The 24873-nt window shown below is 65.4% G+C and carries 21 protein-coding genes; 10 read left to right on the top strand and 11 right to left on the bottom strand.

The window, feature by feature from the left end:
• Window positions 1-131: 131 nt before the first annotated feature.
• Window positions 132-437 carry a hypothetical protein gene (locus EOB80_RS12040; protein WP_127320451.1) on the top strand — a complete coding sequence of 102 codons (306 nt, stop codon included), beginning with the start codon at window positions 132-134 and terminating at the stop codon, window positions 435-437.
• Window positions 438-510: 73 nt separating this feature from the next.
• Here the strand turns inward: EOB80_RS12040 and EOB80_RS12035 are convergent, their stop codons facing one another.
• From EOB80_RS12035 to EOB80_RS12025, 3 genes are all read right to left on the bottom strand, one after another.
• Entirely contained in the window at window positions 511-1359 is an 849-nt protein-coding gene (locus EOB80_RS12035; RefSeq protein WP_127327758.1) for an aldo/keto reductase, read from the bottom strand.
• 146 nt (window positions 1360-1505) lie between these two features.
• Window positions 1506-2138: a PQQ-binding-like beta-propeller repeat protein gene (locus tag EOB80_RS12030; protein WP_127267443.1), complete on the bottom strand. Its 633-nt coding sequence runs from the start codon at window positions 2136-2138 to the stop codon at window positions 1506-1508.
• A 36-nt stretch (window positions 2139-2174) separates the two neighbouring features.
• Complete coding sequence (locus EOB80_RS12025) at window positions 2175-3395, bottom strand: helix-turn-helix domain-containing protein (RefSeq protein ID WP_127327757.1); 1221 nt, start codon at window positions 3393-3395, stop codon at window positions 2175-2177.
• A gap of 306 nt (window positions 3396-3701) precedes the next feature.
• Between EOB80_RS12025 and EOB80_RS12020 the strand changes: the two genes are divergently transcribed.
• The 3 genes from EOB80_RS12020 to EOB80_RS12010 all read left to right on the top strand — a co-directional run bounded on the left by EOB80_RS12020 (window position 3702) and on the right by EOB80_RS12010 (window position 5843).
• Complete coding sequence (locus EOB80_RS12020) at window positions 3702-4454, top strand: thioredoxin family protein (protein ID WP_013530710.1); 753 nt, start codon at window positions 3702-3704, stop codon at window positions 4452-4454.
• 83 nt (window positions 4455-4537) lie between these two features.
• Window positions 4538-4798, top strand: a complete 261-nt coding sequence (locus EOB80_RS12015) for a hypothetical protein (protein WP_127327756.1) — start codon at window positions 4538-4540, stop codon at window positions 4796-4798.
• Between the two features lie 40 nt (window positions 4799-4838).
• A complete protein-coding gene (locus EOB80_RS12010; RefSeq protein ID WP_127327755.1) occupies window positions 4839-5843 on the top strand; it encodes an NAD(P)-dependent alcohol dehydrogenase in 1005 nt (334 codons plus the stop codon).
• Window positions 5844-5906: 63 nt separating this feature from the next.
• Here EOB80_RS12010 and EOB80_RS12005 read toward each other — a convergent pair whose 3' ends face one another.
• Window positions 5907-6905 carry a bestrophin family ion channel gene (locus EOB80_RS12005; protein WP_127327754.1) on the bottom strand — a complete coding sequence of 333 codons (999 nt, stop codon included), beginning with the start codon at window positions 6903-6905 and terminating at the stop codon, window positions 5907-5909.
• A gap of 53 nt (window positions 6906-6958) precedes the next feature.
• Window positions 6959-7579, bottom strand: a complete 621-nt coding sequence (locus tag EOB80_RS12000) for a TetR/AcrR family transcriptional regulator (RefSeq protein WP_127327753.1) — start codon at window positions 7577-7579, stop codon at window positions 6959-6961.
• Between the two features lie 259 nt (window positions 7580-7838).
• On the opposite strand from EOB80_RS12000, the gene EOB80_RS11995 reads away from it, so the two are divergent.
• The 6 genes from EOB80_RS11995 to EOB80_RS11970 all read left to right on the top strand — a co-directional run bounded on the left by EOB80_RS11995 (window position 7839) and on the right by EOB80_RS11970 (window position 15624).
• The gene (locus tag EOB80_RS11995) at window positions 7839-8336 is read left to right on the top strand and encodes a (2Fe-2S)-binding protein (protein WP_127322359.1); all 498 of its coding nucleotides are present in this window, start codon (window positions 7839-7841) and stop codon (window positions 8334-8336) included.
• A complete protein-coding gene (locus tag EOB80_RS11990) occupies window positions 8333-9391 on the top strand; it encodes a xanthine dehydrogenase family protein subunit M (RefSeq protein ID WP_127327752.1) in 1059 nt (352 codons plus the stop codon). Before EOB80_RS11995 ends, EOB80_RS11990 begins: the two co-directional genes overlap by 4 nt.
• Window positions 9381-11639, top strand: a complete 2259-nt coding sequence (locus tag EOB80_RS11985) for a xanthine dehydrogenase family protein molybdopterin-binding subunit (RefSeq protein WP_127327751.1) — start codon at window positions 9381-9383, stop codon at window positions 11637-11639. Before EOB80_RS11990 ends, EOB80_RS11985 begins: the two co-directional genes overlap by 11 nt.
• Before the next feature lie 231 nt (window positions 11640-11870).
• Window positions 11871-12350, top strand: a complete 480-nt coding sequence (locus tag EOB80_RS11980) for a (2Fe-2S)-binding protein (RefSeq protein WP_127327750.1) — start codon at window positions 11871-11873, stop codon at window positions 12348-12350.
• Window positions 12347-13330 carry a xanthine dehydrogenase family protein subunit M gene (locus tag EOB80_RS11975; RefSeq protein ID WP_127327749.1) on the top strand — a complete coding sequence of 328 codons (984 nt, stop codon included), beginning with the start codon at window positions 12347-12349 and terminating at the stop codon, window positions 13328-13330. Before EOB80_RS11980 ends, EOB80_RS11975 begins: the two co-directional genes overlap by 4 nt.
• Window positions 13327-15624 (top strand): xanthine dehydrogenase family protein molybdopterin-binding subunit, encoded by a 2298-nt coding sequence (locus EOB80_RS11970; protein WP_127327748.1) that lies wholly within the window; start codon window positions 13327-13329, stop codon window positions 15622-15624. Before EOB80_RS11975 ends, EOB80_RS11970 begins: the two co-directional genes overlap by 4 nt.
• A 157-nt stretch (window positions 15625-15781) precedes the next feature.
• On the opposite strand, the gene EOB80_RS11965 is transcribed toward EOB80_RS11970, so the two are convergent.
• The 6 genes from EOB80_RS11965 to EOB80_RS11940 form a co-directional block, all read right to left on the bottom strand.
• Window positions 15782-16492 (bottom strand): outer membrane protein, encoded by a 711-nt coding sequence (locus EOB80_RS11965; RefSeq protein ID WP_164762590.1) that lies wholly within the window; start codon window positions 16490-16492, stop codon window positions 15782-15784.
• A gap of 215 nt (window positions 16493-16707) precedes the next feature.
• On the bottom strand, window positions 16708-17667 hold the full coding sequence (locus EOB80_RS11960) for an AraC family transcriptional regulator (protein ID WP_127327746.1): 960 nt from the start codon (window positions 17665-17667) through the stop codon (window positions 16708-16710).
• A gap of 207 nt (window positions 17668-17874) precedes the next feature.
• Window positions 17875-18756 carry a DMT family transporter gene (locus EOB80_RS11955; RefSeq protein ID WP_127327745.1) on the bottom strand — a complete coding sequence of 294 codons (882 nt, stop codon included), beginning with the start codon at window positions 18754-18756 and terminating at the stop codon, window positions 17875-17877.
• A 221-nt stretch (window positions 18757-18977) separates the two neighbouring features.
• Entirely contained in the window at window positions 18978-20060 is a 1083-nt protein-coding gene (locus EOB80_RS11950; protein WP_127327744.1) for a histidine kinase dimerization/phosphoacceptor domain -containing protein, read from the bottom strand.
• A gap of 166 nt (window positions 20061-20226) precedes the next feature.
• The gene (locus EOB80_RS11945) at window positions 20227-21717 is read right to left on the bottom strand and encodes an efflux transporter outer membrane subunit (RefSeq protein WP_127327743.1); all 1491 of its coding nucleotides are present in this window, start codon (window positions 21715-21717) and stop codon (window positions 20227-20229) included.
• Between the two features lie 12 nt (window positions 21718-21729).
• Window positions 21730-24873, bottom strand: a complete 3144-nt coding sequence (locus EOB80_RS11940; RefSeq protein ID WP_127327742.1) for an efflux RND transporter permease subunit — start codon at window positions 24871-24873, stop codon at window positions 21730-21732.

Raw genomic sequence — 24873 nt, 5'->3', positions numbered from 1 at the left:
CGTGTTGCGCACAACTGTGCAGGCACCGCCTGGAGGGGTCATCAGCCGATGCCTGGCGCAAACTTTGGGTTGACCCCTTCGGACCACGAGGCGACACTCCACCCAACGCTACGAGTGCGAGGAGGAATGCGATGGACGAGCCCGAACGGTGGCGCCACATGTCGACGGCGCCGAAGGATGGCAGCCGCATCCTGGTCACGGTGCGTCCGTCCGAACAGGGACCGGCGGAAGTAGACCTTGCCTATTGGTCGCGTGCTGACCAGTTCGCCTCGGAAGGCTGGCGCGCGTCGGACTCCTCGCCCGGGCGCGTCATCGAATATGCCGACCCGGAACTGAAGTGCTGGATGCCGTTGCCGACGGCAAACATCAGCCGTGCGTCCATGCCAGCGCCCTGGGAAGGCGAAGACGCCCAGCAGCTGGATGGGTCCGGGATTTAAGCGCGCGGAGAGGCCGGAGATTGGCCAATCTCCCCCTCGTGCGGGAGATCGGCAGCTTCGCGGTCGGCAGTCCTCAGAACAGGAACGCGGCCGTGGCGGGGTTGGGCCCGTTGCGGCCTTCGGGCGAATCCATGCCGCGGATCGTCTGCAGGTCCTGGGCATCCAGTTCAAAATCGAAGACATCGAAATTGGCGGCGATGCGGTCCCTGCGGATCGACTTTGGAATGACGATCAGCCCCTCTTGGAGATGCCAGCGGATGATCGCCTGGGCGACGGACTTGCCATGTTTTTTGGCGATGCCTGAAATGGTGGGATCGCCGAGCAGCCGGCCGCTGCCCAACGGGCTCCAGCTTTCGATACGGATGTCGTGCTTGGCGTGAAAGTCCCTGACACCGCGCTGCTGGAACTGGGGATGCAACTCGATCTGGTTGACGACGGGCGTCACGCCGGTTTCCGCGATGATCCGCTCCAGATGGTCCTGGTTGAAGTTCGAAACGCCGATCGACTTGATGCGGCCGGCCTGCCGGAGTTCGACCAGCGTCTTCCAGGCCTCGACATATTTGTCCTGGTTGGGCACAGGCCAGTGGATCAGGAACAGGTCGATCTGCTCAATGCCCAGCTTGGCCATGGTGTCATCGAAGGCGCGTAGCGCCGCATCGCGCTGGTGTGCGCCGTTGCGCAGTTTCGAGGTGATGAACAGCTCAGCCCGCGACACGCCGGCGCTGCGGATCGCCTCTCCGACCCCTTCCTCGTTCTGGTAGCCTTCGGCGGTGTCGATCAGACGATAGCCGGCCTCGATGCCCCAACCCACCACCTCGGCGGTAATATCCTGGTCGACCTGCCACACGCCAAGGCCGAGCTGGGGAATGGCGGAGCCGTCGTTCAATGCAATCTGTTCGGGCATGATGGGCTGTTCAGGCATGGGGGGATCCTTTGCAAATCGGGTCCGGGCGGTCTGCCCGGAGCACAGCCTATCTAGGTCCGACAGGATGCGACGACCAGCCGACAGCGGACAAATTGCCGTGTGAAGTGCGCCTGCAAGTGTGACTTTCGGCGTCGGCCGCATCCTCACCGTGGCCGGCGCACCGCCCTCACCACCCCGGCGGATGTGCTGCCGCAATAGAGGCGGTCGCCGCCATCGGATTCCAGCCCCGACACGCCCATGCCGGCCGGCATGTCGAGCTTCTCGAGAACCTTGCCTGATCGCGGGTCGACGCGGCGCAGGTCGCTCTGGTCGCCTTCCCAGGTGGCGTGCCACAGCTCGCCCTCGACCCATGTCACCCCGGTGACGAAACGGTTGGATTCGATGGTGCGCAGGATCGCCCCTGTCTCCGGGTCTATCTGGTGGATCTTGCGTTCGCGATATTGCCCCACCCAGAGCGTCCCTTCGGCCCAGGTCAGCCCGGAATCGCCGCCGCCGCCCGGCGCCGGAATGGTCGCCAGCACCTGGCCGGTATCAGGGTCGATCTTCTGTATCAGGTCGTCGGCAAGCTGGAAGAAGTGCTGGCCGTCCCAGGCGGTGCCGGCATGCGCCGCGACGTCGATCGAGCGCAGCGCTTGGCCGTTTTCCGGGTCGAAGGCGTTCAGCTTCTCGCCCGAGGCGAACCAGACATTGTTGCCGTCAAAACTCACCCCATGCACCCTCTCCACATCTGGAAAGGGTCCGTATTCGCGCAGAATTTCGGCCGCTGACTGTTTCATGTCCTTGTCCTCACTGAGATGGTCTGATGTCCCTTACTAACCACTCGGCAGCGGCGCCGGGAGTAACAAGGTGGTCGTGAATCCCGCCACCGGCGGCGTCATCCAGCGGCGCGCCCGGCTGTGACCGAAAAACTGCACCTTGCCGGCCTCGCCAAGCTGCTCCAGCGCCCGCTGTACGCTGCGCTGCCCGGTGCCGAGCGCCAGCGCCAACGCCGAACTCGCCCAGGATTCACCATCGGCAAGGAAAGCCAGCACCGCCGCGTGCCGCTCCTCGATCGGCCGCGCCAGCACCAGCACCTCGCGTGCCTGGCGCGGCGCCAGCGCGAAGCCCTGGCTGGTCGCGCCGATGTCGGCCAGGCCGCGCAATTCGGTGCGCAGCCGGCCGATCTCGACCCGCAGCCGTGCCCGGTGCGATTCATCGGCGTGCCTGCCGCCGAAGGCTTGCGCGATCAGCCTCGCCCTCGACACATCGCCTGGCCACGCTTCGGCGAGCGTACGGGCCAGCGCAAACAGCACCGGGCGCGTTGCCAGCGAGACCGTTTTCTCCTGTTGGCGCACGGCATAGCGAAAGCTATCGACCAGCAATGCCGGCGACGCTTGCAACGCCTCGACGTCCTCAAGCAGCAACGGGCGCTGCTCGCCAGCCGCGATCAGCCGCGCCGCCGGCGTGTCCAGCGCCAGGAATGCGCGATCGACTTCAGCGATGAGCCCCGCAATGCCGGCCTGGCGGGCGGCGTGGCGTGCCCACTCCAACGCCCTGCGCGCCCGCTTCGTCTTGAGGCGCCGCATCGCGATGCCGGCGACGGCCAGCTCGTGGGCGGCGCGCGAGGCCGGCGGAAGCGGCATCGGATCGAGCCCGCCCAGCACGTCTTCGGCCTCGTCGAGACGGCCGATCAATAGCAGGCGGCGCACCTTGAGGTGGCCGGCATGCGCTGCGTTCAGCCGGTCGCCATGCTTTTCCAGCGTCGCCCGCGCCGCATCCAAAGCCTTGGCCGGCCAGCCGAGATCGCGTGAGACCAGCGCGATCTCGGCCTCGGCAACGACGCATCTCGCACGCGCAACCGCCTCTTTCGGGCCGAAGCCACGCGCGGCCCGTCGCAGCAGCGCCTTGGCGCGATCAAGATCGCCAAGTTGCGCCATGGCAATGCCGCGCAGCGCCAGCGCCGGCGGATCCTCGCGCAGGGCGACGCGATCCAGCGCGCCGAGCGGATCGCCTCCGGCCAGCGCCAGCGCCGCGGCGGTGATCAGCGAATCCATTCAAATCCCGTCACACTTGTAACTCCCACCCTTGTGCGTCGCCGCCCTAACTTAAATCCGTACCATGAACCGGCAAGCCGCATCGGCCAACTCTATCGGCAACGTGCGGCACGCCAAGGGAGAACCGACAATGCCAACCGACACTCCTCTCCATGACGCGGCCGAAGGCACCGTGAGGATGCGCCACCCCTGCTGCGACGGGCCGGCTCCTGCAAATCCCGTCACACTTGTAACTCCCACCCCCGCGCTTCACCGCCCTATTCTGGCTGACAGCAAGCGACAACAGACTGGCAAAGGAGACGACCAATGACCAAGCACATCGCAATGAAGACCCCGCCGATCGTTTCGAGGCAGGACTGGGAAGCCGCCCGCGAACAGATGCTGGTGAAGGAAAAGGCAACGCTGCGGGCCAAGGACGCATTGGCCGCCGAGCGCCGGCGCATGCCGTGGATGGAAGTCGACAAGGCCTATGTGTTCGAGGGGCCGAACGGCAGAGCGAGCCTGCTCGATCTGTTCGAAGGCCGCCGCCAGCTGATCGTCTACCGCGCCTTTTTCGAGCCCGGCGTGCATGGCTGGCCCGATCACGCCTGCCGCGGCTGTTCGCTGGGCGCCGACCAGGTCGGCCACCTCGCCCATCTCAACGCCCGCAACACCACGCTTGCCTACGCTTCGCGTGCCCCGCAAGCCGACATTGCGCGGCTGAAGCAGCGGATGGGCTGGCAGATGCCCTGGTACACAATCACTGACAGTTTCGACAAGGACTTCGGCGTCGACGAATGGCACGGCCACAACGTCTTCATCCGTGACGGCGACCGCATCTTCCGCACCTATCTCATCAACAGCCGCGGCGACGAGGCGATGGGCACCGTCTGGAGCTATCTCGACGCGACGCCGCTCGGCCGCCAGGAAATTTGGGAGGATTCGCCCGAAGGCTATCCGCAGACCCCGCTCTATTCCTGGTGGAACTGGCACGACAATTACGACGCCGGGGCCGACAAGAAATGGGAAGAAGTGTCTGCTGCCGGCGAGGCTGCATTCCGCGACAAGGGCGAGCAGTAACGGTTGTTCAGTCTGGGTTCCTCTCCCCACTCCGTGGAGAGAGGAACCTGTCGTGGCTGGCATGATCATCAAGGATTAAGGCGATGAGCGATATCCATACCGGTGCCGGCAGCACGATCCCGGAAGCCGCAACCCTCGGGCTGGCCGACTGGCTTTGCCTTGCCGCGGCACCGACTTTCGCCGTGATGGCGCTGCTCACCTGCATCTTCAGCGGCGATGCGGCCATGCAGTGCATGGGCATCGACGCCTCGCCCTTCACGGGCATGGCCGCGATGTATCTGCTGATGAGCGCCTTTCATCTGGCGCCCTGGCTGCGGGTGATCTCAGGCCGGCAGGCCCGCTAGACCATTCCAATTCCAGACACCCCACACATCGGAGAAGACAATGAGACTGGTCAGGCTGAGAGCGCCGGGCGGCTTGGGCAATCTCGACCTGGTCGAGGAAGATCCGCCCCAGCCAGGGCCGGGCGAGGTTCTGGTCAGGATCCGGGCCTGCGCGTTGAACATGCGCGACGACTTTGCCGTGCAAGGCAAGATGCCTCTCGCCGACGGCCGCGTTCCGCTCTCCGACGGCGCCGGCGAAGTGATTGCCCTCGGCGACGGTGTCGATGCACTCAAGCCCGGAGACAGAGTCGTCAGCGTCTTCTATCCCTGGTGGCTGGGCGGTGACATGACGCCCTGCACCCGGCGCGATATTCCGGGAGACAGTTTCGACGGCTTCGCCAGCGAGTATGTCTGCATGCCGGCGCACGCTTTCACCAAGGCACCGGCAGGCTATACGCATGTCGAGGCGGCGTCGCTCACCTGCACGGGCGTTACTGCCTGGCGCGGCCTGGTTGTGTGCGGCAAGGTGAAGCCGGGCGACGCGGTGCTGGTCCTCGGTTCGGGCAGCGTATCGCTGTTCGCGCTGCAATTCGCCAAAGCCGCCGGCGCCCGGGTCATCGCCACCTCATCCGACGAGCAGAAGCTGGAAAGGCTCACGCGCCTCGGAGCCGACGCCGTCATCAACTACAAGTCCGTCCCGGACTGGGGTCGCAAGGCCAGGGATCTGACGGGCGGACGCGGTGTCGATCACGTGATCGAGGTCGGCGGACCCGCCACGCTGGCGCAGTCCATTGCGGCCTGCAGAACGGGCGGTCACATCGCCCTGGTCGGCGTCCTGACCGGTTTTGCGGCGGAAGTGTCTATCCCTGCCCTGTTTTCCAACCAGATCCGCATCAGCGGCATCTCCATCGGCAGCCGGGCCGACCAGGAGGATATGATCCGGGCGATAGAGACTATCAGGCTGAAGCCCGTCATAGACCGCCATTTTCCGCTGCAGGACATCGCCACCGCCTTCGCGCATTACGAAACCCAAAAGCATTTCGGCAAGGTCTGCCTCGACGTTTGAGCGGCCTCCGCCAGCAGCACGATGAAGAGGACCGTCGGGTCCGCGCCTTCGTCGTGATCCTGCCTAGGTCGCGATGTCGTTGACCGGCATCAGGGGCTTGGGAAGATCGGCCTCGCCGAGCCCGCTGCGCAACTCGATCTCGATGTCGCGGCAAATCTGCGAGATCGGGACGTCGTTGGCGTTGCCCTCGAACGGGTTGGCGCTGCTTTCGCCGACCTGGTCGAGGGACATGTAAGCCCAGCCCAGCAGCGTGCTGAACGGGATCGTCAGCCAGATCGCGATCGACCCGAGCGCCCCACCCAATTTGCCCATATCGGCAAAGACGGGAACGACCCCGAACGGCAACAGCGTGCAGAAGATCATCACGAACATCGAACTGACGATGGCGTATTGCCGGGGATAGGGATTGTTCTTGATGCGATCGCAGCGCGCCTGCTGGTCATGGAAGTCGCGGATCAGCTTGGTCAGTTCGCCATAGATCTGAGGAGGGAGCTTTGTGTCCTTGAACAGCGCATTGACCTGGACAGATTGCAGTTCGAGCAGGGCTATCGCCGGCTGGGGCGATTTCAGGACGTCCTCGGCCTGTTCGGCGAGCAGCGGACGCAATTCGTCGGCGATCGAGCTCGCATCCTCATGGATGCGGTAGCGCCGCCGGTATTCGATATTGGCGGCCCGCGCCATGGATTCCCATGGCATCGGCCGGCGCAGGGAAAAACGCAATGCCGTCATCCAGGCGATGTGGCGATAGATGAGCTGTCTGGCCGTCGGCGCGTCGAGGAAATCCCTGCAGAAATTGGACCACAACCGGCTGCTGGCCGTAATTTGCGTAAAAGCCTGCAGCGCGTCGCTGCTGCGGGTGAACACCTGCGAATTCTTGAACCCGGCAACGAGTGACACGGTGGTGCCAAGCACCAGCACCACCGACCATGGCACCGAAAACCCGGCGATGCCTGGAAGACGGTAGGCCGCCACGGCCAGTCCGCTCACCACCACCATGTAGATGACGCTGCGCCGCGACCAGAGCGCGAAATCCACTATTTTGTAGGAACGGCCTACATACATCGGGTCCCCTCAAATCGACAGGTGTGGTTTTGCACGGGCGGAATCTCGTCACCTCATTGTGCCTTTGCAGCCCCGAACCGCAACCCGTCCATCAACAGCTTGACCAGCCGGCGCGAGCGGTCGCGCCATTCGGGGGTGTCGGGCGCTGAATAGATGCCGCCCAGCGCGTGCAGCACATCGGAAGCGTCGACGTCGCCGCGGATGGTGCCGTCGGCCACCGCCGCCTCGACCAGCTGCCGCAAGGCTTGCGACACCCGGCCGAACGTGTCGGAAAACAGCGTCGAATTGGTGGTGAGCACAATGCGCAGGCTGGTCGCCAGGCCGCGCTTGGTGGCGATGTAGTCGACGAAGCGCTGCATCCACTGTTCCAGCGCGACATCGGACGGATGTTTCTGGGCAAGCTCGCCGGCGGCCGCGCACAGCGCCTCCACCTCGCGGCGATAGACCACCTCGACCAGATGCTCGCGCGTCGGGAAATGCCGGTAGAGCGTGCCGATGCCGACGCCGGCGCGGCGCGCGATCTCCTCCAGCGAGCCATCGATGCCGCGCTCGGCAAAGACCGACACCGCCACCTCGACCAGCCGGTCGCGGTTGCGCCGCGCATCGGCGCGCAACGGCTTTGCGTCTACGGCCTCGGCCTTCTGTTCAGCAATGGCGGACGGCTCGCTGGCCAATTTTTTCTCCACATCGTGTCAGGGGGCTTGAACCCGGCCGGTTCAGCCACCACGTATTAAACGGAGGCGCCTCCGTTTTAGTGGAGCACCTTTATCATATAATCAGGGGAACCGGTATGTCACGTCTTTCGAACACGCAAGCCGACGAGAGCATAATCTCCCCCCTCGAGGGGGAGATTTCGCTCTCCGCCGCCTTGCCCTTCCCCGCCCCGACGCCAGTTCAATCCCATCCGCGTCAAGCAACTGGAGCCAGACGCCCATGACCAGCCTTCCCATCACCCTCACCATCAACGGCCACCGACACGAACTGGAGGTCGATCCACGCGTAACCCTGCTCGACCTGCTGCGCGAGCGGCTCGATCTCACCGGCACCAAGAAGGGCTGCGACCGCGGCCAGTGCGGCGCCTGCACGGTGCTGGTCGACGGCAAGCGCATCAACTCATGCCTGGCGCTGGCGGTCAGCCATGACGGCGCCCAAGTCTTGACCATCGAAGGCGTCGCCCACGGCGAGGAACTGCATCCGGTGCAGGCCGCCTTCATCGCCCATGACGGCTTCCAGTGCGGGTTCTGCACACCCGGCCAGATCATGAGCACGCTCGGCCTGATCGCCGAGGCACAGGCCGGCGACGATCCCGAACGCATCCGTGAGGGGCTGAGCGGCAACATATGCCGCTGCGCGGCCTATGGCGGCATCGTCGAGGCGGTCCTGGAAGCCCAGCAACAGCTTGTCAAAGCCGACCGGAGGACCGCGGCATGAGAGATTTCGACTACATCAGGCCCGCCACCATCCCCGACGCCATCGCCGCGGCAGCCGAGCCGGGTTCGGCCTATCTCGCCGGCGGCACCAATCTGCTCGACCTGATGAAAGGCGGCATCACCAGTCCCGAGCGTATCGTCGACATTTCCCGGCTGCCGGAGCTCAACCGCATCGAACGGCTGGACGATGGTGGCCTGCGCATCGGCGCGCTGGTCCGTAATGCCGACCTTGCCTACGATCCGGCGTTCGCGAAATCCTATCCGGCGGTGGCCGAGGCGCTGCTGTCGGGTGCTTCGGCGCAGCTTCGCAACGCCGCCACCGTCGGCGGAAATCTGTTGCAGCGCACGCGCTGCAGCTATTTCTACGACACCGCCAGCGCCTGCAACAGGCGCGAGCCAGGCGCCGGCTGCGATGCGCTGGGCGGCGAGAACCGCCTGCACGCCGTGCTAGGCTGGAGCGACGCCTGCATCGCCACCCACCCGTCGGACTTCTGCGTGCCGCTGGTGGCGCTCGACGCCGTGGTCGAGATCGAGGGCAAGAAGGGCCGGCGCCATGTGACGCTGGAGGAATTCCACCGGCTTCCCGGCGAAACGCCGCAGCGGGAGAATGCGCTGGAGCCCGGCGACCTGATCGTGGCGGTGCGCCTGCCGGCGGAGGCGGCCTCCTTCTCCGCCAATGCCCGTTACCTGAAAGTCCGTGAGCGCACCTCCTATGCCTTTGCCGTCGTATCGGCCGCGGCAGCGCTCGTCGTGGATGGCGGCAAGATCCGCGCCGCAAGGCTGGCGCTGGGCGGCGTCGCGGCCAAGCCGTGGCGGGCCCGAACGGCGGAAGCCGTCCTGCTTGGCGCGGACGCCAGCGAGGCGACCTTCGCGAGCGCCGCGGACGCTGCCTTGGCCGATGCCAGCCCCTCCGGCGACAATGCCTTCAAGATCGAGCTTGCCCGCCGCATCGTGGTCAGGGCGCTGATATCTGCGCTTTCGGGAACGCCCGAGCGTCTGCCAGCCCTTCCTGCCTCCCCGTTCTCGAACATTCCCGGAGCGCGCCATGACGCTTGAACTCAGCCTCAACCAGCAACCCGCCCATGCCCGGCAGGGCTCCAGCATCGGCCAGCCGCTGACCCGCCGCGACGGCTTTCTGAAAGTCACCGGAGCCGCGCGCTATGCCGCCGACAACCACCCGCCCGGCATGCTCTACGCCGTGCTGGCGGTCAGCAGCATCGCGCGCGGCCGCGTTGCCGCTCTGGATATCGAGGCGACCAAGGCGCACCAGGGCGTGGTCGAGGTGATGACGCCCAAGAACCGGCCGGCGCTCGCCGCTGACCCGGACGCCAAGGACCACCCCTTCATGTTCCGGCTCGACCTGCTGCAGAACGATCAGGTCCGCTACCCCAACCAGAGCATCGCCGTGGTGATCGCCGAGACGCTGGAGGCGGCAACCGAGGGGGCGGCTTTGCTGTCGCCGCGCTATGAAGTGCTGCCGGCGCGCGTTGGCCTCGACGGCGCTGAAAGCTTCGTGCCGCGTGGTGTCGGTGTCGGCGGTCCGGCCGTGCAGCACAAGGGCGATGTCGAGGCCGGCCTCAAATCCGCAAAGACGCGGATCGAAGCCACCTACGAGACGCCGGCCCAGTACCACAACGCCATGGAGCCGCATGCGATCGTCGTCGCCTGGAATGGCGACACACTGTCGATCGACACGCCGAGCCAGGGCCTTGCCATGGCACAGGGCCGCATCGCCGGCCTGTTCGGCATCGCGCCGGAAAACGTCCACATCCGCAGCCCGTTCCTGGGTGGCGGCTTTGGCTCGAAAGGCATGATCTCCGGGCCGCAGGTGCTCGGCATCCTGGCGGCGCGCCTCGTCCGCCGTCCGGTCAAGCTGGTGCTGCGGCGTGAGCAGATGTACGGCCCGGTCGGCCACCGTGCGCCGACGCGCCAGACGCTGCGCATGGGCATGGATGGCGAAGGGCGGCTGACGGCACTCGACCATCACGCCAAGACTGCGTCGAGCACGTTCGACGATTTCTTCGAACCGGCGGCGGATGCCTCGCACACGCTCTATGCCAGCCCGGCCATCGCCACCTCGCACGATGCGGTGCGGTTGGACACCGGCACCCCGCTGTTCATGCGGGCGCCCGGCGAAGCGACCGGCTCGATCGCACTCGAAAGCGCCATCGATGAGGCGGCACACGCCTGCGGCATGGACCCGCTGGAGTTCCGGCTGCGGAACTATGCCGAGGTCGAGCCCATGACCGGCAAGCCGTTTTCTTCCAAGGCGCTGCGCGAGTGCTACAGGCAAGCGGCCGAGACGTTCGGCTGGGCGAGCCGCCCGCTTCAGCCGCGGCTGATGCGCGACGCGGACGGTTTCCTGACCGGCTGGGGCATCGGCACGGCGACGTTTCCGGCCCTGATGTTCCAGGCCGAGGCCCGCGCCGTGCTGAGAAGCGATGGCAGCGGCCTGATGGAGACCGGCGCGCAGGACATGGGGCAAGGCGCCTGGACCGCCTTCGCCCAGATCGCCGCCGACGGACTGGGACTGGATATCGACCAGGTCGATTTCAGGGCCGGCAGTTCCGATCTGCCCAATGCAGGCATTGCCGGCGGCTCCGGCCACACGGCGCCGGCCGGCATGGCGATCCACAATGCGGGTGCCGCCGTCATCGCCAGGCTCGCCGATCTCGCCACCGGTGACGAGCACTCACCGCTCTACGGCGCCGGCAATGAAGGCGTGCTGGCGCGCGGTGGCCGCCTCTATCGGCGCGACGATGAAAGCCGCGGTGAAAGCTATGCCGAGATCCTCACACGTGCAGGCCTGACCGAGATCGAGGGCCATGGCAAAGGTGCCCCCGACCCGGCGTCCCAGGAGACCTATGCCAAGCACGCGCATGGCGCCGTGTTCGCCGAGGTGAAGGTCGATCCGGATTTCGGCCAGATCCGCGTCACAAGGCTGGTCGGCGCGTTCGCCGCCGGCCGGGTTATCAATCCCAGGCTGGTGCGCAGCCAGTATTATGGCGGCATGATCTGGGGCGTCTCGTTCGCACTGCATGAGGAAGCCATCACCGACCGGCGCTCGGGCCGGATCCAGAATGCCAACCTCGCCGAATATCATGTCCCGGTGAATGCCGACGTTCCGTCGGTCGAGGCGCTGCTGGTCCACGAGGACGACCCTCACGTCAACGCGCTTGGCATCAAGGGTGTCGGCGAAATCGGCATCACCGGCACGGCCGGCGCCGTCGCCAATGCGGTCTGGCATGCGACCGGGGTGCGACCCCGGCGCTTTCCGATCCGCATCGAGGACCTGCTGGGGTGAGGAGTGGTCCGCCTAGCGGACGGGAAGCCAATTGCTCGGCTTTCCCGTGCGACGAACGGTGAAGGCCCGGTCCGCCTTCGGGCGGATCAAAAGGTCCAGTGGGCCTTTTTAAAGGGCCGAACGCCCGAACGGTCCGGAGCGACAGCGAAGGGCCGGACAGCGGGCGCTAGCTCCTCGCCGGCCCAACATCAGATCAACGACTTCGCGTCAAGCAACTGGAGCCAGATGCCCATGACGAAAACAACGATCCCGGTCCATCTCGACATCAACGGCGACCTTCACGGGCTCGACATCGAGCCGCGTGTGACGCTGCTCGACGCCTTGCGCGACCGGCTCGGCCTGACCGGCACCAAGAAGGGCTGCGACCACGGCCAGTGTGGCGCCTGCACCGTGCATATCGACGGCGAGCGCGTGCTGGCCTGCCTGACGCTGGCCGCCCAAGCCGAAGGCCGCACCGTCACCACCATAGAGGGGCTTGCACGGGAGGGCGAAATGCATCCCGTGCAGGCTGCCTTCCTCGAACAGGACGCCTTCCAGTGCGGCTATTGCACGCCGGGCCAGATCATGTCGGCGGTCGCCTGCATCCGTGAGGGCCATGCCGGCTCCGACGGCGAGATCCGCGAATACATGGCCGGCAATCTCTGCCGCTGCGGCGCCTATCCGCACATCGTCGCCGCCATTCGCCAAGCCGCCTTGGAGGTCGCATCATGAGGGATTTTTCGTATGTGCGCGCCAACTCGGTCGATGCGGCACGCCAAGCGGCCGCCCTGCCCGGCGCCATCCTCTTGGCCGGCGGCACCACGCTGGTCGATCTCGCCAAATGCGGCGTCGCCGAGCCCGAGACGCTGGTCGACATCGCTCATCTCAAGGGGTTGGACAGCATCGAGGTGAACGAACGCGGCGCCACCATCGGCGCCCTGGCCAGGATGAGCCATGTCGCCGACCATGCCGACATCAAGAGCCGCTTTCCTGCGGCGTCGGAAGCCCTGTGGCAGGCGGCTTCCACGCAGATCCGCAACATGGCGACCATCGGCGGCAATCTGATGCAGCGCACGCGCTGCCCCTATTTCCGTGATCCCGGGAATTTCTCCGCTTGCAACAAGCGGGAACCCGGCAGTGGCTGTTCGGCCATAGGCGGCGTCACCAGGGGCCACGCCGTGCTCGGCGCCAGCGACGCCTGCATCGCCATGTATCCGGGCGACCTCGCCGTGGCGCTGGTCGCCTTCGACGCAACAGTTCATCTCGGCGAACGCCAGATCCCGGTCGACGACTTTTTCCTGTTGCCCGGCACCACGCCGGACAAGGAACATGCGATCGAACCGGGCGAGATGATCACCGCCATTGAAATCCCCGGCTCGTCCTCTGCCCGGCGTTCGACCTACCTGAAAATCCGCGACCGGCAATCCTATGAGTTTGCCGCCGCCAGTGCCGCTGTCGGCATTGAGTTCGAGGCTGACGGCCGAACGATCCGCGATTTGCGCGTGGCGCTTGGCGGCGTCGCGACCAAGCCGTGGCGTGCGCGGGCCGTCGAGGCGGCCTTGATAGGCAAGGTGCTGGAGCCGGACACCGTGCGCGCCGCCAGCCTGCTCGCAGCCGAAGGCGCCGTCGACCATGGCGCCAACCACTACAAGATCGAACTGGTGCCGCGCGTCGTCGCCCGCGCCATCCTCAAATTGGGAGAGACGGCATGACCGTTCACAACATCAGGCATGGGGATGCATCCGACGGCGCTTTTGCCGAAGCCGTCGGCGGCCGGCTGTCGCGCGTCGACGGCCCGGCCAAAATCACCGGCGCGGCGAAATACGCCGTCGAGCAGCAGCTCGAAGGCCTCGCCTACGCCGTGCTGGTCGAAAGCACGATTGCATCCGGCAAGGTGCGCGCGATCGACACCACTTCCGCCGAGGCGGCGCCCGGCGTGCTGCAGGTGCTGACGCCGGACACCATCATCAGCCTGAAGACCGCGGCGGACTGGTTCGGCACACCGCCGCCCGACAAACCCTATTGCCCGCTCGCGCGCGACATCACGTTCTCGGGTCAACATGTCGCTGCCGTGGCCGCCGAGACCTTCGAACAGGCGGTCGCGGCGGCGGCCCTGGTCAAGGTCAGCTATGACGAGACGCCTTCCATCGTCGACCTCAGCGACGGCAAGGCTGGCGACGGCATCCCGATCGACGCCATGACCAAGGAATGGGGCGATGCGCAAGGTGCGTTCGCCTCGGCACCGGTCCGCATCTGCGCCGCCTACAACACGCCGCGCGAGTACCAGGCGCCGATGGAGCCGCATGGCCTGATCGCCCGCTGGGAGGGCGACCGGCTCACCGTATGGGAGCCGAGCCAGTGGCTGGACGGGATGGCCCGCACCTATGCCGAATGGTTCGGCGTGCCGTTCGAGAATGTGCGGCTGGTCTCGCCCTATATTGGCGGCGGCTTCGGCTCCAAGGCGCTGGCGCTCAGCCATGGCGCGGTTGCCGCATGTGCGGCCAGAATGCTCGGCCGGCCGGTGCGGCTGGTGATGACGCGGCCCCAGACCTTCACCGGCTATGGCGGACGCGCCGCGACGCGCCAGACGGTGACGATCGGCGCCGACGCTGACGGAAAGATCCAGTCGATCGTGCATCGCGGCGTCAATGAGACCTCCATCGACGGCATGTGGGTCGAGCCGCTGGGATCGGTCACCTCGGTCATGTATGCGACGCCGAATTTCTCCTCGAAGCAGAACGTCGTGCGGGTCAATTCGGTGGTGCCGGGCGCCATGCGCGCGCCGGGAGAAAACCCCTCGGCCTTCGGCATCGAAAGCGCCATCGACGAGCTCGCTTACGAGGTCGGCATTGACCCGCTGGAAATCCGGCTCCGGAACTATGCCGAGCAGGATCCGCATGCCAAAAAGGCTTGGTCTACCCGGCAGTTGCGCGAGGCTTTTGCCGCGGGCGCGGAGCGCTTCGGCTGGGCCAGGCGCTCGCCCGAACCGCGCTCGATGCGCGACGGCAACCAGCTGATCGGCTGGGGCGTCGCGGCCGGCACCTATCCGGTTCGGCGCGCCTATGGCGAGGCGATCGTGCGCATCCTGGCTGACGGCTCGGTCGAGGTCGAGAGCTCGTCGATCGACATGGGCCAGGGCACCTACACCATCCTGGCGCAGACCGCCGCCGAAACGGTCGGCGTGCGAGCTGACGACGTGGTGGTGAAGCTCGGCGACTCCCGCTTTCCGCGCGCCGGCGTCACTGGCGGCTCGCGGCTGGCCGGCGTCATGACTGGCGCCGTCTACAAGGCGGCGACATCGGCGCTCGACCAGTTGGTGGGCCTTGCCATCAGCGATCCGCGCTCGCCTTTCCACGCGCTGCAGGCCAACACGCTGGTCGTCGCCAATGGCCGTATCACTTCGCCGCGTGGCGACGGCCCCGATGTCTCGATCGCCGAACTGCTCAAAAGCGTCGGCCGCGACCACATCGAAGCCACCGGCGACACCATGCCGGAAAACTCGACCGCCGAGGAGCGCTACAAGAACTACACCACCATCGCCATGGCACTGCCGCACACCGAGGGCGACTACTCCCGTCACTCCTGGTTGGCGCATTTCATCGAAGTGCGCGTCGACGAGGATTTCGGCACGGTGCGTGTATCGCGTGTGGTGTCGGCGCTGGATTCGGGGCGGCTCTACAACCCGAAACTTGCCGAAAGCCAATGGAAGGGCGGCATCATCATGGGCATCGGCCAGGCGCTATTGGAAGAAGGCATCGTCGACCGCCGCCACGGCCGCATCGTCAATGACAACCTCGCCGACTATCTCGTGCCGACCAATGCCGACATCCCCGACATCGAGGTGATCTCGGTCGGCATCCCCGACCTGCATTCCTCGGTGCTCGGCGGCAAGGGCGTTGGCGAACTGGCCATTGTCGGCGTGGCGCCGGCGATTGCCAACGCGGTGTTCCATGCGACGGGAAAACGCGTGCGGGACTTGCCGATCACGCTGGAGAAGCTGATTTAAGGGCGGCTGATCTCCCACTCGAGGGGAGATGTCGCCAAAGGCAACAGAGGGGGTCGTCGCGTATAGAGCGCCGACCCCCATCTGCGGCAGCAGGCCGAGCCCCGCCGGCCCCCTGGCCTGCCTGCCATCTCCCGAGGGAGATCAGCAGCACCAGCAATCAGAACTTGTAGCTGAGCCCGACCCGGATATCCTGTGTCTGGAGGTCGACATGGGTTTCCGTAGGCAGACCGGCTGCCACCGAGAGATCCTGGCTGCCGAAGTCGGAGTAGCGGTATTCGGCCCGCGCGATCCACTTGTCGGTAAAGGCGTGTTCGATGCCGGCTCCAACGGTCCAGCCGACATGGCTGTCGCTGTGGAGCGTTACTTCGGCGGCAGGGCCACCGGCGCTGACCGCAATCAGTTCATACTTGGCCGCGGCGACGCCGGCAGTGATGTAGGGCAAGGTCCGATCGAAAGCATAGCCGGCGCGCAGCCGCGCCGACCCCGACCATTTGAGTTCGCTCTTGAGCAACGTGGTGACACCGCCGCCGCCGGCGTCGAGGGCCGTCAGCCCATCTATATTGCTGTACATGATGTCGGCCTCGGCGCCGATCACGAAGCTGTTCTCCATCTGGTAATTGGCGCCGATATGGACACCGCCGATAAATCCGTTCGGATCGGTGGAGACATTCAGATCGGTGGCCCCGCCCAGTCCGCCGCCGGCGATGAACAGATTGGATTTTCCGGCCGCGTAGCCGATGTCGACGCCGGCATAGAGTCCGGACCAGTCGTAGCCGGATGCAACAGGCGAAACCTCATTGATATCAGCCGCACACGCCACACCGAGCGGCGCGAGAATGAAGGCCGTTGCGAGAAGAAGAGTTTTCATTGTTGTCTGCTGCCCCATGTTGCTTCCCCGCCGCACAAATGAGCTGCGGAGATCCAGCTGTTGTCGAGAAATCCGGTGTTGCATTGTCCGCCCGCCGCGTCTTGGGCTGGGCCGCACCCGAATTGTCGGGGAAAGCATAGCAGCGCTTTCCCGGCTGGTGTGGCCATTCGGCCTCAGTCGATCGGCGCGCCGTGCATTCAATGGCTGTCGGCAAACTACCTGGCACTGCCCGGTGTCGAGCCGAATCGGCGGCGGAAGCAGCGGTTGAAATAGGAGACGTCGGAGAAGCCGCTGAGCAGCGCGATCTCGCTGATCCGCATGCGGTCATTGTGCCTGTCGCGGAGCATGCGATGCGCCCTTTGCAAGCGCAGTTCGAGAATGCGCTCGGCAAAGCTCACCCCGGTTTCCTGCAGCAGGTCATGGACATAGCGAACGGAGAGCCGCAATTGCCCGGCAACGCCCTGCGCCGAAATGGCGGGATCGGCGAAATTATCCCTCATCTTGTGCAGTATGGCCTGCAGCCTTGCCGCGCGCAGGCCGCGCAGGCCCGCCAGTTCGGCCGCTTCGCCCTTGGCGCCGGTCGCAAGGCCGATCAGGTCGACGATCGTTTCGGTGGCGTGGCCGATGAGGTCGGGCGAGACCAGCGCCGGGCCTGCTTCCAGGAAGCTGCAATAGCGCTTGAGCATGCCGAGCGCCTCATTGTCGGCTCCAACGGTCAACGCCAGCCGATCCTCGATATGAGCGAAGGCATTTTCCAGCACGGCACGAGGGAGCACCACATTGGCCCAGACATTGCTGTCGCCGCCGGTCATTTGCAACGCTTCCGAAGCCGAGACCAGTGCGGCCTCGCCTTTGCCGACGTGATAATCGCGGCCAATCTGCGTGCCGCTGAGCACCGTATCGCCATTGTTCACCAGCAGCAGATAGCCGTCGCGACCGTCAGCGGCGATATTGCCCGCCTTGCGGCTGGCATGACGGATCGTCCCGGCCATCTGCCCAAGCACCAGCGAGCCGACAGCGGTGGCTTCGATCGCGGCTTCGAACGACAGTCTCTCCGAAATCGTGTATTCGACCGACCATATCTCGGCGACATGGATGTCCTGCCAGAGCGCGAAGCGTGCGCGATGATCCAGATGCGGCGGCAGATCCGCCGATGAGAAGACGTTCTTTTGCAAGGGGCAACCGGCCTTTTCTACAATCGCGTCTTCATTTCGACACGCACCGTATGGGACCAGATCACGGTCTGTCCAGAGCCGGAAATACTTGTGCGCCAAGTGACAATTCCAGTGCCGTCCTGGACAAGGATTGGCTTAATTTCGTGGATTGGGCTGGTTGAATTTCGGATTACTCGAAAATACCCAGTGCCGACGAATCGCGCCACCCTACTCCGGCGACGGCACCGGCGGCCGTGATGTCAGCGCCGTGCCGAAGGCGGCGACAACGACGGCCGCGATCCCGGCCAACTGTGTTGCGGTCAGGCTTTCATGCAGGAACAGGAAGCCGGCCAGCGCACCCAGCCCCGGCTCCAGGCAGGTCAGCGTGCCGTAGATGCGCGCCGGCATGCGGGTCAGCGCCACCATCTCCAGGAAGAACGGCAACGCGCTGGAAAACAGCCCGACCAGCAGCGCGCTGACCAGGATCGACGGCGACAGCAGCGCGGATCCCGCCTGCGCGATACCGAAGGGCAGCACCAGCACAGCGGCGATGGCCATGCCGTAGGCAGTGGTGCGGGTACCAAGCTCCGCGCCGGCCTTCTGGGCAAGCACGATATAAAGCGCCCAGAAGCCACCGGCAGCCAGCGCCAGCATCACCCCTATCGGATCAAGCGGCGCGAGGGAATGAACGAACGGCGACAACAGCAGGATGCCGACCACCGCCAGCGCGATCCAGGCAAAGTCGCTGGCGCGCCGCGAGCTCAAGGTCGCCACCAGAAGCGGGCCGGTAAACTCCAGCGCCACCGCGATGCCGAGCGGAATCCTGGCGAGCGCTGCGTAGAACAGGAGGTTGAGCGCGCAAAGCGTCACCCCATAGGCGACCAGCCACGGCAAAGTGGCACGCGAGGGCCGCATCTGCCAGGGCCGCAGCACCGCGATCAGCATCAGCGCACCGATGACCAGCCGCAGCGTCGTCGTGCCTTGCGCGCCGATCTGCGGGAACAGGCCCTTGGCGAAGGTGGCGCCGATCTGGATCGACACCATGGCGCCCATCAGTGCCGCGACCGGCAAGGGCGCCGCTTCGCGACTGGCAATCGGCGTCGATGTCACGTGATCCCAACCTCCATGCCGCCGGGCCCAAACCCGACCGGCGGCATGGAGATAGGGCGAACCGGCCGACCTGTCGTGAGGCAGCGGCGGACTGGCTGCTGGGGCACGGACTGTTGGCACGCCATGAGCCTCCCAGCCCGCGAAGCGTTCATTGCCGCAGTGCACAAGGAATAGCTGGAGATGATCCTGTAGATGCGAGAGCGCAACGACAACGATACGCTTTAGGCAATGGCGGCCGAGCGCTTGAACACGATGATCACCTGAGTGCCCTCGCCGGCGCTCGACTTCACGTCGAACTCCGCCTTGGCATTCTCGGTCAGCGAGCGGGCGATCAGCGCGCCGAGTTTGCCGCTCTTGGGCCAGGTCTCGCCGTCCGGCAGGCCGATGCCGTCATCGGCGATCACGATGCGGCAGCCATCGCCGTCGACGATGCTGTGCAGCGTGATCGTGCCGCCGTCTCGCCCCTGGAAGGCATGTTTGAGCGCGTTGGTCAAAAGTTCGTTCACCACCAGCCCGGTCGGCATGGCGACATTGATCGACACCGGATAGGTGTCGACCTTCATGTCGAGGCGAATGCCCTCGACCGCATGCGAGTTCATCACCGCCGACGCGATCTGGCTGAGATAGACACCAAGATCGACCTCATCCTTTTCATCGTCTCCCGACAGCGTCTGGTAGAGGATTGCCAGCGCATCGACGCGACCTGCCAGCCTCTCGAAACGCTTCTGATCCGGTTCGGCCGCGTTGCGCGTCTCCATCCGGATCAATGCGGTGATCATCTGCAGATTGTTCTTCACCCGGTGCTGCAATTCGCGCAGCAGCGTGTCCTTTTCGCGGATGCGCTCATCGATCGATCGCGGATCCTCCGTTTCGCCATGGGCCGAGACGTCGACCAGCGCCACCAGCCGGAAGCAGGCCTTGCCATTGTCGTCCTCGATGACGTTGGAATAGACGTCGACGATCGCCGGCTGGCCGTCTGTCCGCTCCAGCCGGAACGTGCCGATGAAATCGGTGTCCTCGACCACGGCCTCAAACAGCGGCCGGTCCTTCTGCTTGTGCAGGCCGGTGCCGGAAAGCGCCGCCCAGTGTTGCCGGGCGAGCGTCGCCGCCTTGAGGCCGGACAGTTTCTCGAATTCCGGATTGGCATAGACGACACGCTCCTTCGAACCCAGGTCCGAAACGGCAATGGCGATCGGTACCTGGTCGAGGAATTTCTTGAACTGTTCGCTTTCGAGCGCGCTGGCAAGGTCCGGCGTTTCGAGCAACTGCCCGACCGCTTCGGCCTTCTGTGTATCGGATGTCATCTGCGGCGCCTGTGCTGTGTGGTCACCATCAATAACAGCGATGCGATCACCCCGCCATCGCCAAAGCACGAGGCGGCATTTCACACGCCCTCACGAGCGGTGTGTTCGCACAATCTCGAAATCTGCGTAGCCGCCTCGGAATACTTGACCGAGCTCTGGGAACCGCTCACGAGGCCGGCTTCGACGCCAGCCTTGGCGCGGTCTTGACGTCGACGATCTCAGGCTTGGCACTGTCCACCGTGCCATCCCAGCCGCCACCGAGCGCCTTGTTGAGGGCGATGTAGTTGGTCGCCAGCAGGACGCGGCTTTGCAGCAGCGAGTCCTCGGCCGAGTAGAGCGAGCGCTGGGCGTCGAGCACATCGAGCAGGCTTGTCTCGCCGGCCTTGTAGAGCGTGCCTTCGAGCCGCGCCGCATCGCCATAGGATTTCGCCGAAGAGGCGAGCTTGGCGATCCGGATGCGCTCCTGCGACAACAGCACCAGCGCGTTCTCGACATCCTCGAGCGCCGTCAGCACCGAAGACCGGTATGCGATGAAATATTGATCGCGCTGTGCCTTGGCGACCTCGACGGCCGCCTGCAATTGACCGGCATTGAACACCGGCACGCTGAGCGTCGGCCCGAACGACCAGCCGATCGACGAGTTCTTGCCGAGATCGCCAAGCTTCAGCGCCGCCGTGCTGATGTCTCCCGTCAGGCTGACCGAGGGATAGCGGGCGGCCTCTGCCTGGCCGATCTTGGCGGTGTATTGCGCGTATTGCCGTTCCGCCATGCGCACATCGGGGCGCGACAGCAGGATGTCGGCGGGAATTCCGGTGGGCATCGGCAGGCGTGGTGCAGGGATCGGGGCGACCCGCTTCAGCCGCTCGCTGAGCGAGGCAGGCGGCCGGCCGGCCAGCACCGCGAGACGATGCACGGCCTGGGCATAGCTTGCCTCCAGCGTCGGCACCGCGGCTTCGGTGCTCGCGGCCTGCCCCATCGCCTTGGCGACATCGGCGGCGGTCGCCGTGCCCGCCTGCGCCATGGTGCGGGTAAGTTCGGCGGTCTGCCTTTGCGACGCGGCCGAGCGCCGGGCGAGCGCGATGCGGGCCTGGTAGCCACGCGCCTGGGTATAATAGGAAGCGACATCGCCGACCAGGGTGAGAAGCGTCGAGCGCAGTTCCTCCTGCGAGGCGTCCAGCCCATAGCGGGCAGCCTCGACGCCCCTGCGGTTGGCGCCGAACAGGTCGAGCTCCCAGCTTGCGTCAAAGCCGGCCTGATACTCGCTGTAGGTGGCGTCAGAACCTGATGTGGTCTCGGCCGACTTGTTGCGGGTGGCCGAGCCGGAGCCGTCGACCGACGGCAGCAACGTGCCGGCACTCTGGCGGTAGCAGGCGCGCGCCTCGCGGATTTTTGCCTTGGCGGTGGCGACATCGAGATTGCCGGCAACCGCTTCCTCGACAAGCGTGTTCAACTCGGGATCGCGCAGCCGCTGCCACCATCTCGACAGTTGCGCCGGCTGGGCAGGCTTTGTCGGCTTCTGGCCGCTCCAGCTTGCAGGCATCGCCAATATGGGCGTCTGATAATCCGGACCGACGACGCATCCAGCGAGCAGGACAGCGGTAATCATAGGCGCAAGAAGCCGCCTCGCGGCCACCGAGCCACGTTCCAAACCTGTCATGTGAAGTTTTCCTTATTGCTGGTTGGCCGTCACCGGCGTCTCGCCCGTATCTGGTTTGGCCGCCCTGCCCTTGAAGATGCGCCGCACGGTGACGAACAACAGCGGCACCAGGAAGACGCCGATCACGGTCGCCGCGATCATGCCGCCCATCACGCCGATGCCGACCGAGTTCTGCGCGCCCGAGCCAGCACCGCTGGCAATCGCCAGCGGCAACACGCCGAGGATGAAGGCCAGCGACGTCATCAGGATCGGCCGCAGCCGCTGTCGTGCTGCCTCAAGTGTCGCCTCGACGAGCCCCATCCCGGCGGTCTGCCGCTCGATGGCGAACTCGACGATGAGGATGGCATTCTTGGCCGCGAGACCGATCGTGGTCAGCAGGCCGACCTTGAAATAGACGTCGTTGGACTGGCCGAACAGGCTTGCCGCCAGCAGCGCGCCGAAGATGCCGATCGGCACCGACAGCATGACCGCGAACGGGATCGACCAGCTCTCATAGAGTGCGGCCAGGCACAGGAACACGACCAGCGCCGAAATCGCGTAGAGCGACAGCGCCTGGTTGCCCGAAAGCCGTTCCTGGTGCGACAGGCCGGTCCATTCGTGCGAATAGCCGGGCGGCAATTGCGCCACCAGCCGGTCGATCTCGTCCATGGCCGCACCCGAACTCACGCCCGGAGCCGCGGCACCCTGGATCTCGACTGCCGCCGACCCATTATAGCGTTCAAGCCGGGGCGAGCCGAACGTCCAGTGACTGGAGGCGAAGGCCGAGAACGGCACCATGGCGCCACTGGCATTGCGCACCTGCCATTTGTCGAGGTCTTCCGGCTGCATGCGGAAGTTCGCGTCCGACTGCATGTAGACCGGCTTCACCCGCCCGCGGTCGATGAAATCGTTGACGTAGTCGCTGCCCCAAGCGGAGGACAGCGTGTTGTTGATGTCGGCCAGGCTGACGCCGAGCGCGCTGGCCTTTTCCTGGTCGATGTCGACGGAGAATTGCGGCTGATCCTCCTGGCCGTTGGGCCTTGTGGCGGTGAGCAGCTTGCTCTGCCCGGCCAGGGCCAGAAGCTGGTTGCGCGTTTGGATCAGCGCATCATGGCCGGCGCCGTTGACATCCTGCAAGTAGAAATCGAAGCCGTTGGTGTTGCCAAAACCCTGGATGGCGGGCGGGGCAAGCGCGAAGACCTGCGCATCCCTGATCTTGGAGAAGGCGCCCATGGCGCGGCGGGCGACCGCTTGCGCCGACAGGGCCGGTGATTTGCGCTGGCTGAATTCCTTCATCGGCACGAAAGCAATGCCGACATTCTGCCCGGCGCCGCCGAAGCCGAAGCCGGAAGCGGTGAAGACCCCTTCGACAGCGTCCTTTTCCTCCTTGAGATAGTGATCGGTCACTTCAGCCAGCACGCGCTCGGTGCGGTCCTGCGTCGCGCCGACCGGCAGCGACACGCTGGTGATCAGGATGCCTTGGTCTTCTTCCGGCAGGAACGAGCTCGGCAGCCGGGCAAACATCCAGCCCATGGCGATGACGATGGCGAGGAAGACGGCGAGGAAGCGCCAGGACCGGTTGATGATGCCGTGCGAGCCGTCGCGATAGGCCGTCGTGCCGCGGTCGAAGACGCGGTTGAACCAGCCGAACGGGCCGGTCTGCGTCGCATGGTCCTTGGGCCGCCGCAGGATCGTGGCGCATAACGCCGGCGTCAGCACCAGGGCCACCAGCACCGACAGCACCATGGCCGAGACGATGGTTACCGAGAATTGCCGGTAGATGATGCCGGTCGAACCGCCGAAGAAGGCCATCGGCACGAACACCGCCGACAAAACAGTAGCGATGCCGACCAGCGCGCCGGTGATCTCGCCCATCGATTTTCGCGTCGCCTCCTTTGGCGACAGATCTTCCTCCTGCATCACGCGCTCGACATTCTCGACCACGACGATCGCGTCGTCGACAAGCAGGCCGATGGCCAGCACCATGGCGAACATGGTCAGTGTGTTGACCGAATAGCCGAAGAAGGAGAGCACGCCGAATGTGCCGAGCAGCACCACCGGCACGGCAATCGTCGGGATGATGGTGGCCCGCAGATTCTGCAGGAAGATGAACATCACCAGGAACACCAGCACGATCGCCTCGGCCAGCGTCTTGACCACCTCCTCGATCGACAGCCGCACGAAGGGCGAAGTGTCGTAGGGGTAGACGACCTCGACGCCCTGCGGGAAGGTCGAGCTCAACCGATTGATCGTCGTGCGCACCGCTTCGGCCGTGCTGATGGCGTTGGCGCCGGTCGCGAGGTTGATCGCGACACCGGCCGCCGGCTGGCCATTGTAGCGGGCCGCCGTCGTATACCTTTCAGCGCCGAGCTCGACGGTGGCGACATCGTTGAGGCGAACCAGCGAGCCGTCGACCGTGCTCTTCAGGATGATGTTGCGGAACTGTTCGGCGGTCTGCAGCCGGCTCTTGGCCGTCACCGTGGCATTGAGCTGCTGGCCCTTGCGTTGCGGCATGCCGCCGAGCTGGCCGGCCGAAACCTGCGTGTTCTGCGCCTCGATCGCCGAAGCCACGTCGCTCGGCATCAACGTGTATGTGGCGAGCTTGTCGGGATCGAGCCAGATGCGCATGGCATAGCTGGAGCCGAACAGCTGCGTCGAGCCGACGCCTTCGACGCGCTTCAGCGTGTCGTTGATGGTTGAGTCGACATAGTCGGCCAGATCGGTCGAGTTCATCTTGCCGTCGCTGGAGACGAAGCCGATGACCATCAGGAAGCCGGTCGAGGATTTGGAGACGGTGATGCCGTTGCTCTGCACCACTTGCGGCAGCTGCGACTGGACCAGCTGCAACTTGTTTTGCGTCTGCACCTGGGCGGTGTCGGGATCGGCCGCGGTGGTGAAGGTCAGCGTGATCGTCGCCGCTCCGGTCGAGGTCGAGGTCGCCGTCATGTAGTCGAGATTGTCGATGCCGGTCATGCCTTGCTCGATGACCTTGGTCACCGAATTCTCGACGGTCGACGCATCGGCACCCGGATAGGTGGCGCTGATGTTGACGGTGGTTGGCGCGATCTGCGGATATTGCGAGATCGGCAGCGTGGTGAGCGCGAGCAGTCCGCCCAGCATGATCACGATGGCGATCACCCAGGCGAAGATCGGCCGGTTGATGAAGAATGCTGACAT

Origin of the sequence: Mesorhizobium sp. M7A.F.Ca.MR.245.00.0.0, from assembly GCF_003997415.1 — a bacterium.
GTDB lineage: Bacteria > Pseudomonadota > Alphaproteobacteria > Rhizobiales > Rhizobiaceae > Mesorhizobium.
Note: the sequence above shows the minus strand (reverse complement) of the source record. Positions and strands in the feature narration are given on the sequence as shown.

Coding starts and splice junctions, on each gene's coding strand:
- EOB80_RS12040 (WP_127320451.1), top strand. CDS start 132: ATGGACGAGCCCGAACGGTGGCGCCACATGTCGACGGCGCCGAAGGAT.
- EOB80_RS12035 (WP_127327758.1), bottom strand. CDS start 1,359: ATGCCTGAACAGCCCATCATGCCCGAACAGATTGCATTGAACGACGGC.
- EOB80_RS12030 (WP_127267443.1), bottom strand. CDS start 2,138: ATGAAACAGTCAGCGGCCGAAATTCTGCGCGAATACGGACCCTTTCCA.
- EOB80_RS12025 (WP_127327757.1), bottom strand. CDS start 3,395: ATGGATTCGCTGATCACCGCCGCGGCGCTGGCGCTGGCCGGAGGCGAT.
- EOB80_RS12020 (WP_013530710.1), top strand. CDS start 3,702: ATGACCAAGCACATCGCAATGAAGACCCCGCCGATCGTTTCGAGGCAG.
- EOB80_RS12015 (WP_127327756.1), top strand. CDS start 4,538: ATGAGCGATATCCATACCGGTGCCGGCAGCACGATCCCGGAAGCCGCA.
- EOB80_RS12010 (WP_127327755.1), top strand. CDS start 4,839: ATGAGACTGGTCAGGCTGAGAGCGCCGGGCGGCTTGGGCAATCTCGAC.
- EOB80_RS12005 (WP_127327754.1), bottom strand. CDS start 6,905: ATGTATGTAGGCCGTTCCTACAAAATAGTGGATTTCGCGCTCTGGTCG.
- EOB80_RS11995 (WP_127322359.1), top strand. CDS start 7,839: ATGACCAGCCTTCCCATCACCCTCACCATCAACGGCCACCGACACGAA.
- EOB80_RS11990 (WP_127327752.1), top strand. CDS start 8,333: ATGAGAGATTTCGACTACATCAGGCCCGCCACCATCCCCGACGCCATC.
- EOB80_RS11985 (WP_127327751.1), top strand. CDS start 9,381: ATGACGCTTGAACTCAGCCTCAACCAGCAACCCGCCCATGCCCGGCAG.
- EOB80_RS11980 (WP_127327750.1), top strand. CDS start 11,871: ATGACGAAAACAACGATCCCGGTCCATCTCGACATCAACGGCGACCTT.
- EOB80_RS11975 (WP_127327749.1), top strand. CDS start 12,347: ATGAGGGATTTTTCGTATGTGCGCGCCAACTCGGTCGATGCGGCACGC.
- EOB80_RS11970 (WP_127327748.1), top strand. CDS start 13,327: ATGACCGTTCACAACATCAGGCATGGGGATGCATCCGACGGCGCTTTT.
- EOB80_RS11965 (WP_164762590.1), bottom strand. CDS start 16,492: ATGAAAACTCTTCTTCTCGCAACGGCCTTCATTCTCGCGCCGCTCGGT.
- EOB80_RS11950 (WP_127327744.1), bottom strand. CDS start 20,060: ATGACATCCGATACACAGAAGGCCGAAGCGGTCGGGCAGTTGCTCGAA.
- EOB80_RS11945 (WP_127327743.1), bottom strand. CDS start 21,717: ATGACAGGTTTGGAACGTGGCTCGGTGGCCGCGAGGCGGCTTCTTGCG.
- EOB80_RS11940 (WP_127327742.1), bottom strand. CDS start 24,873: ATGTCAGCATTCTTCATCAACCGGCCGATCTTCGCCTGGGTGATCGCC.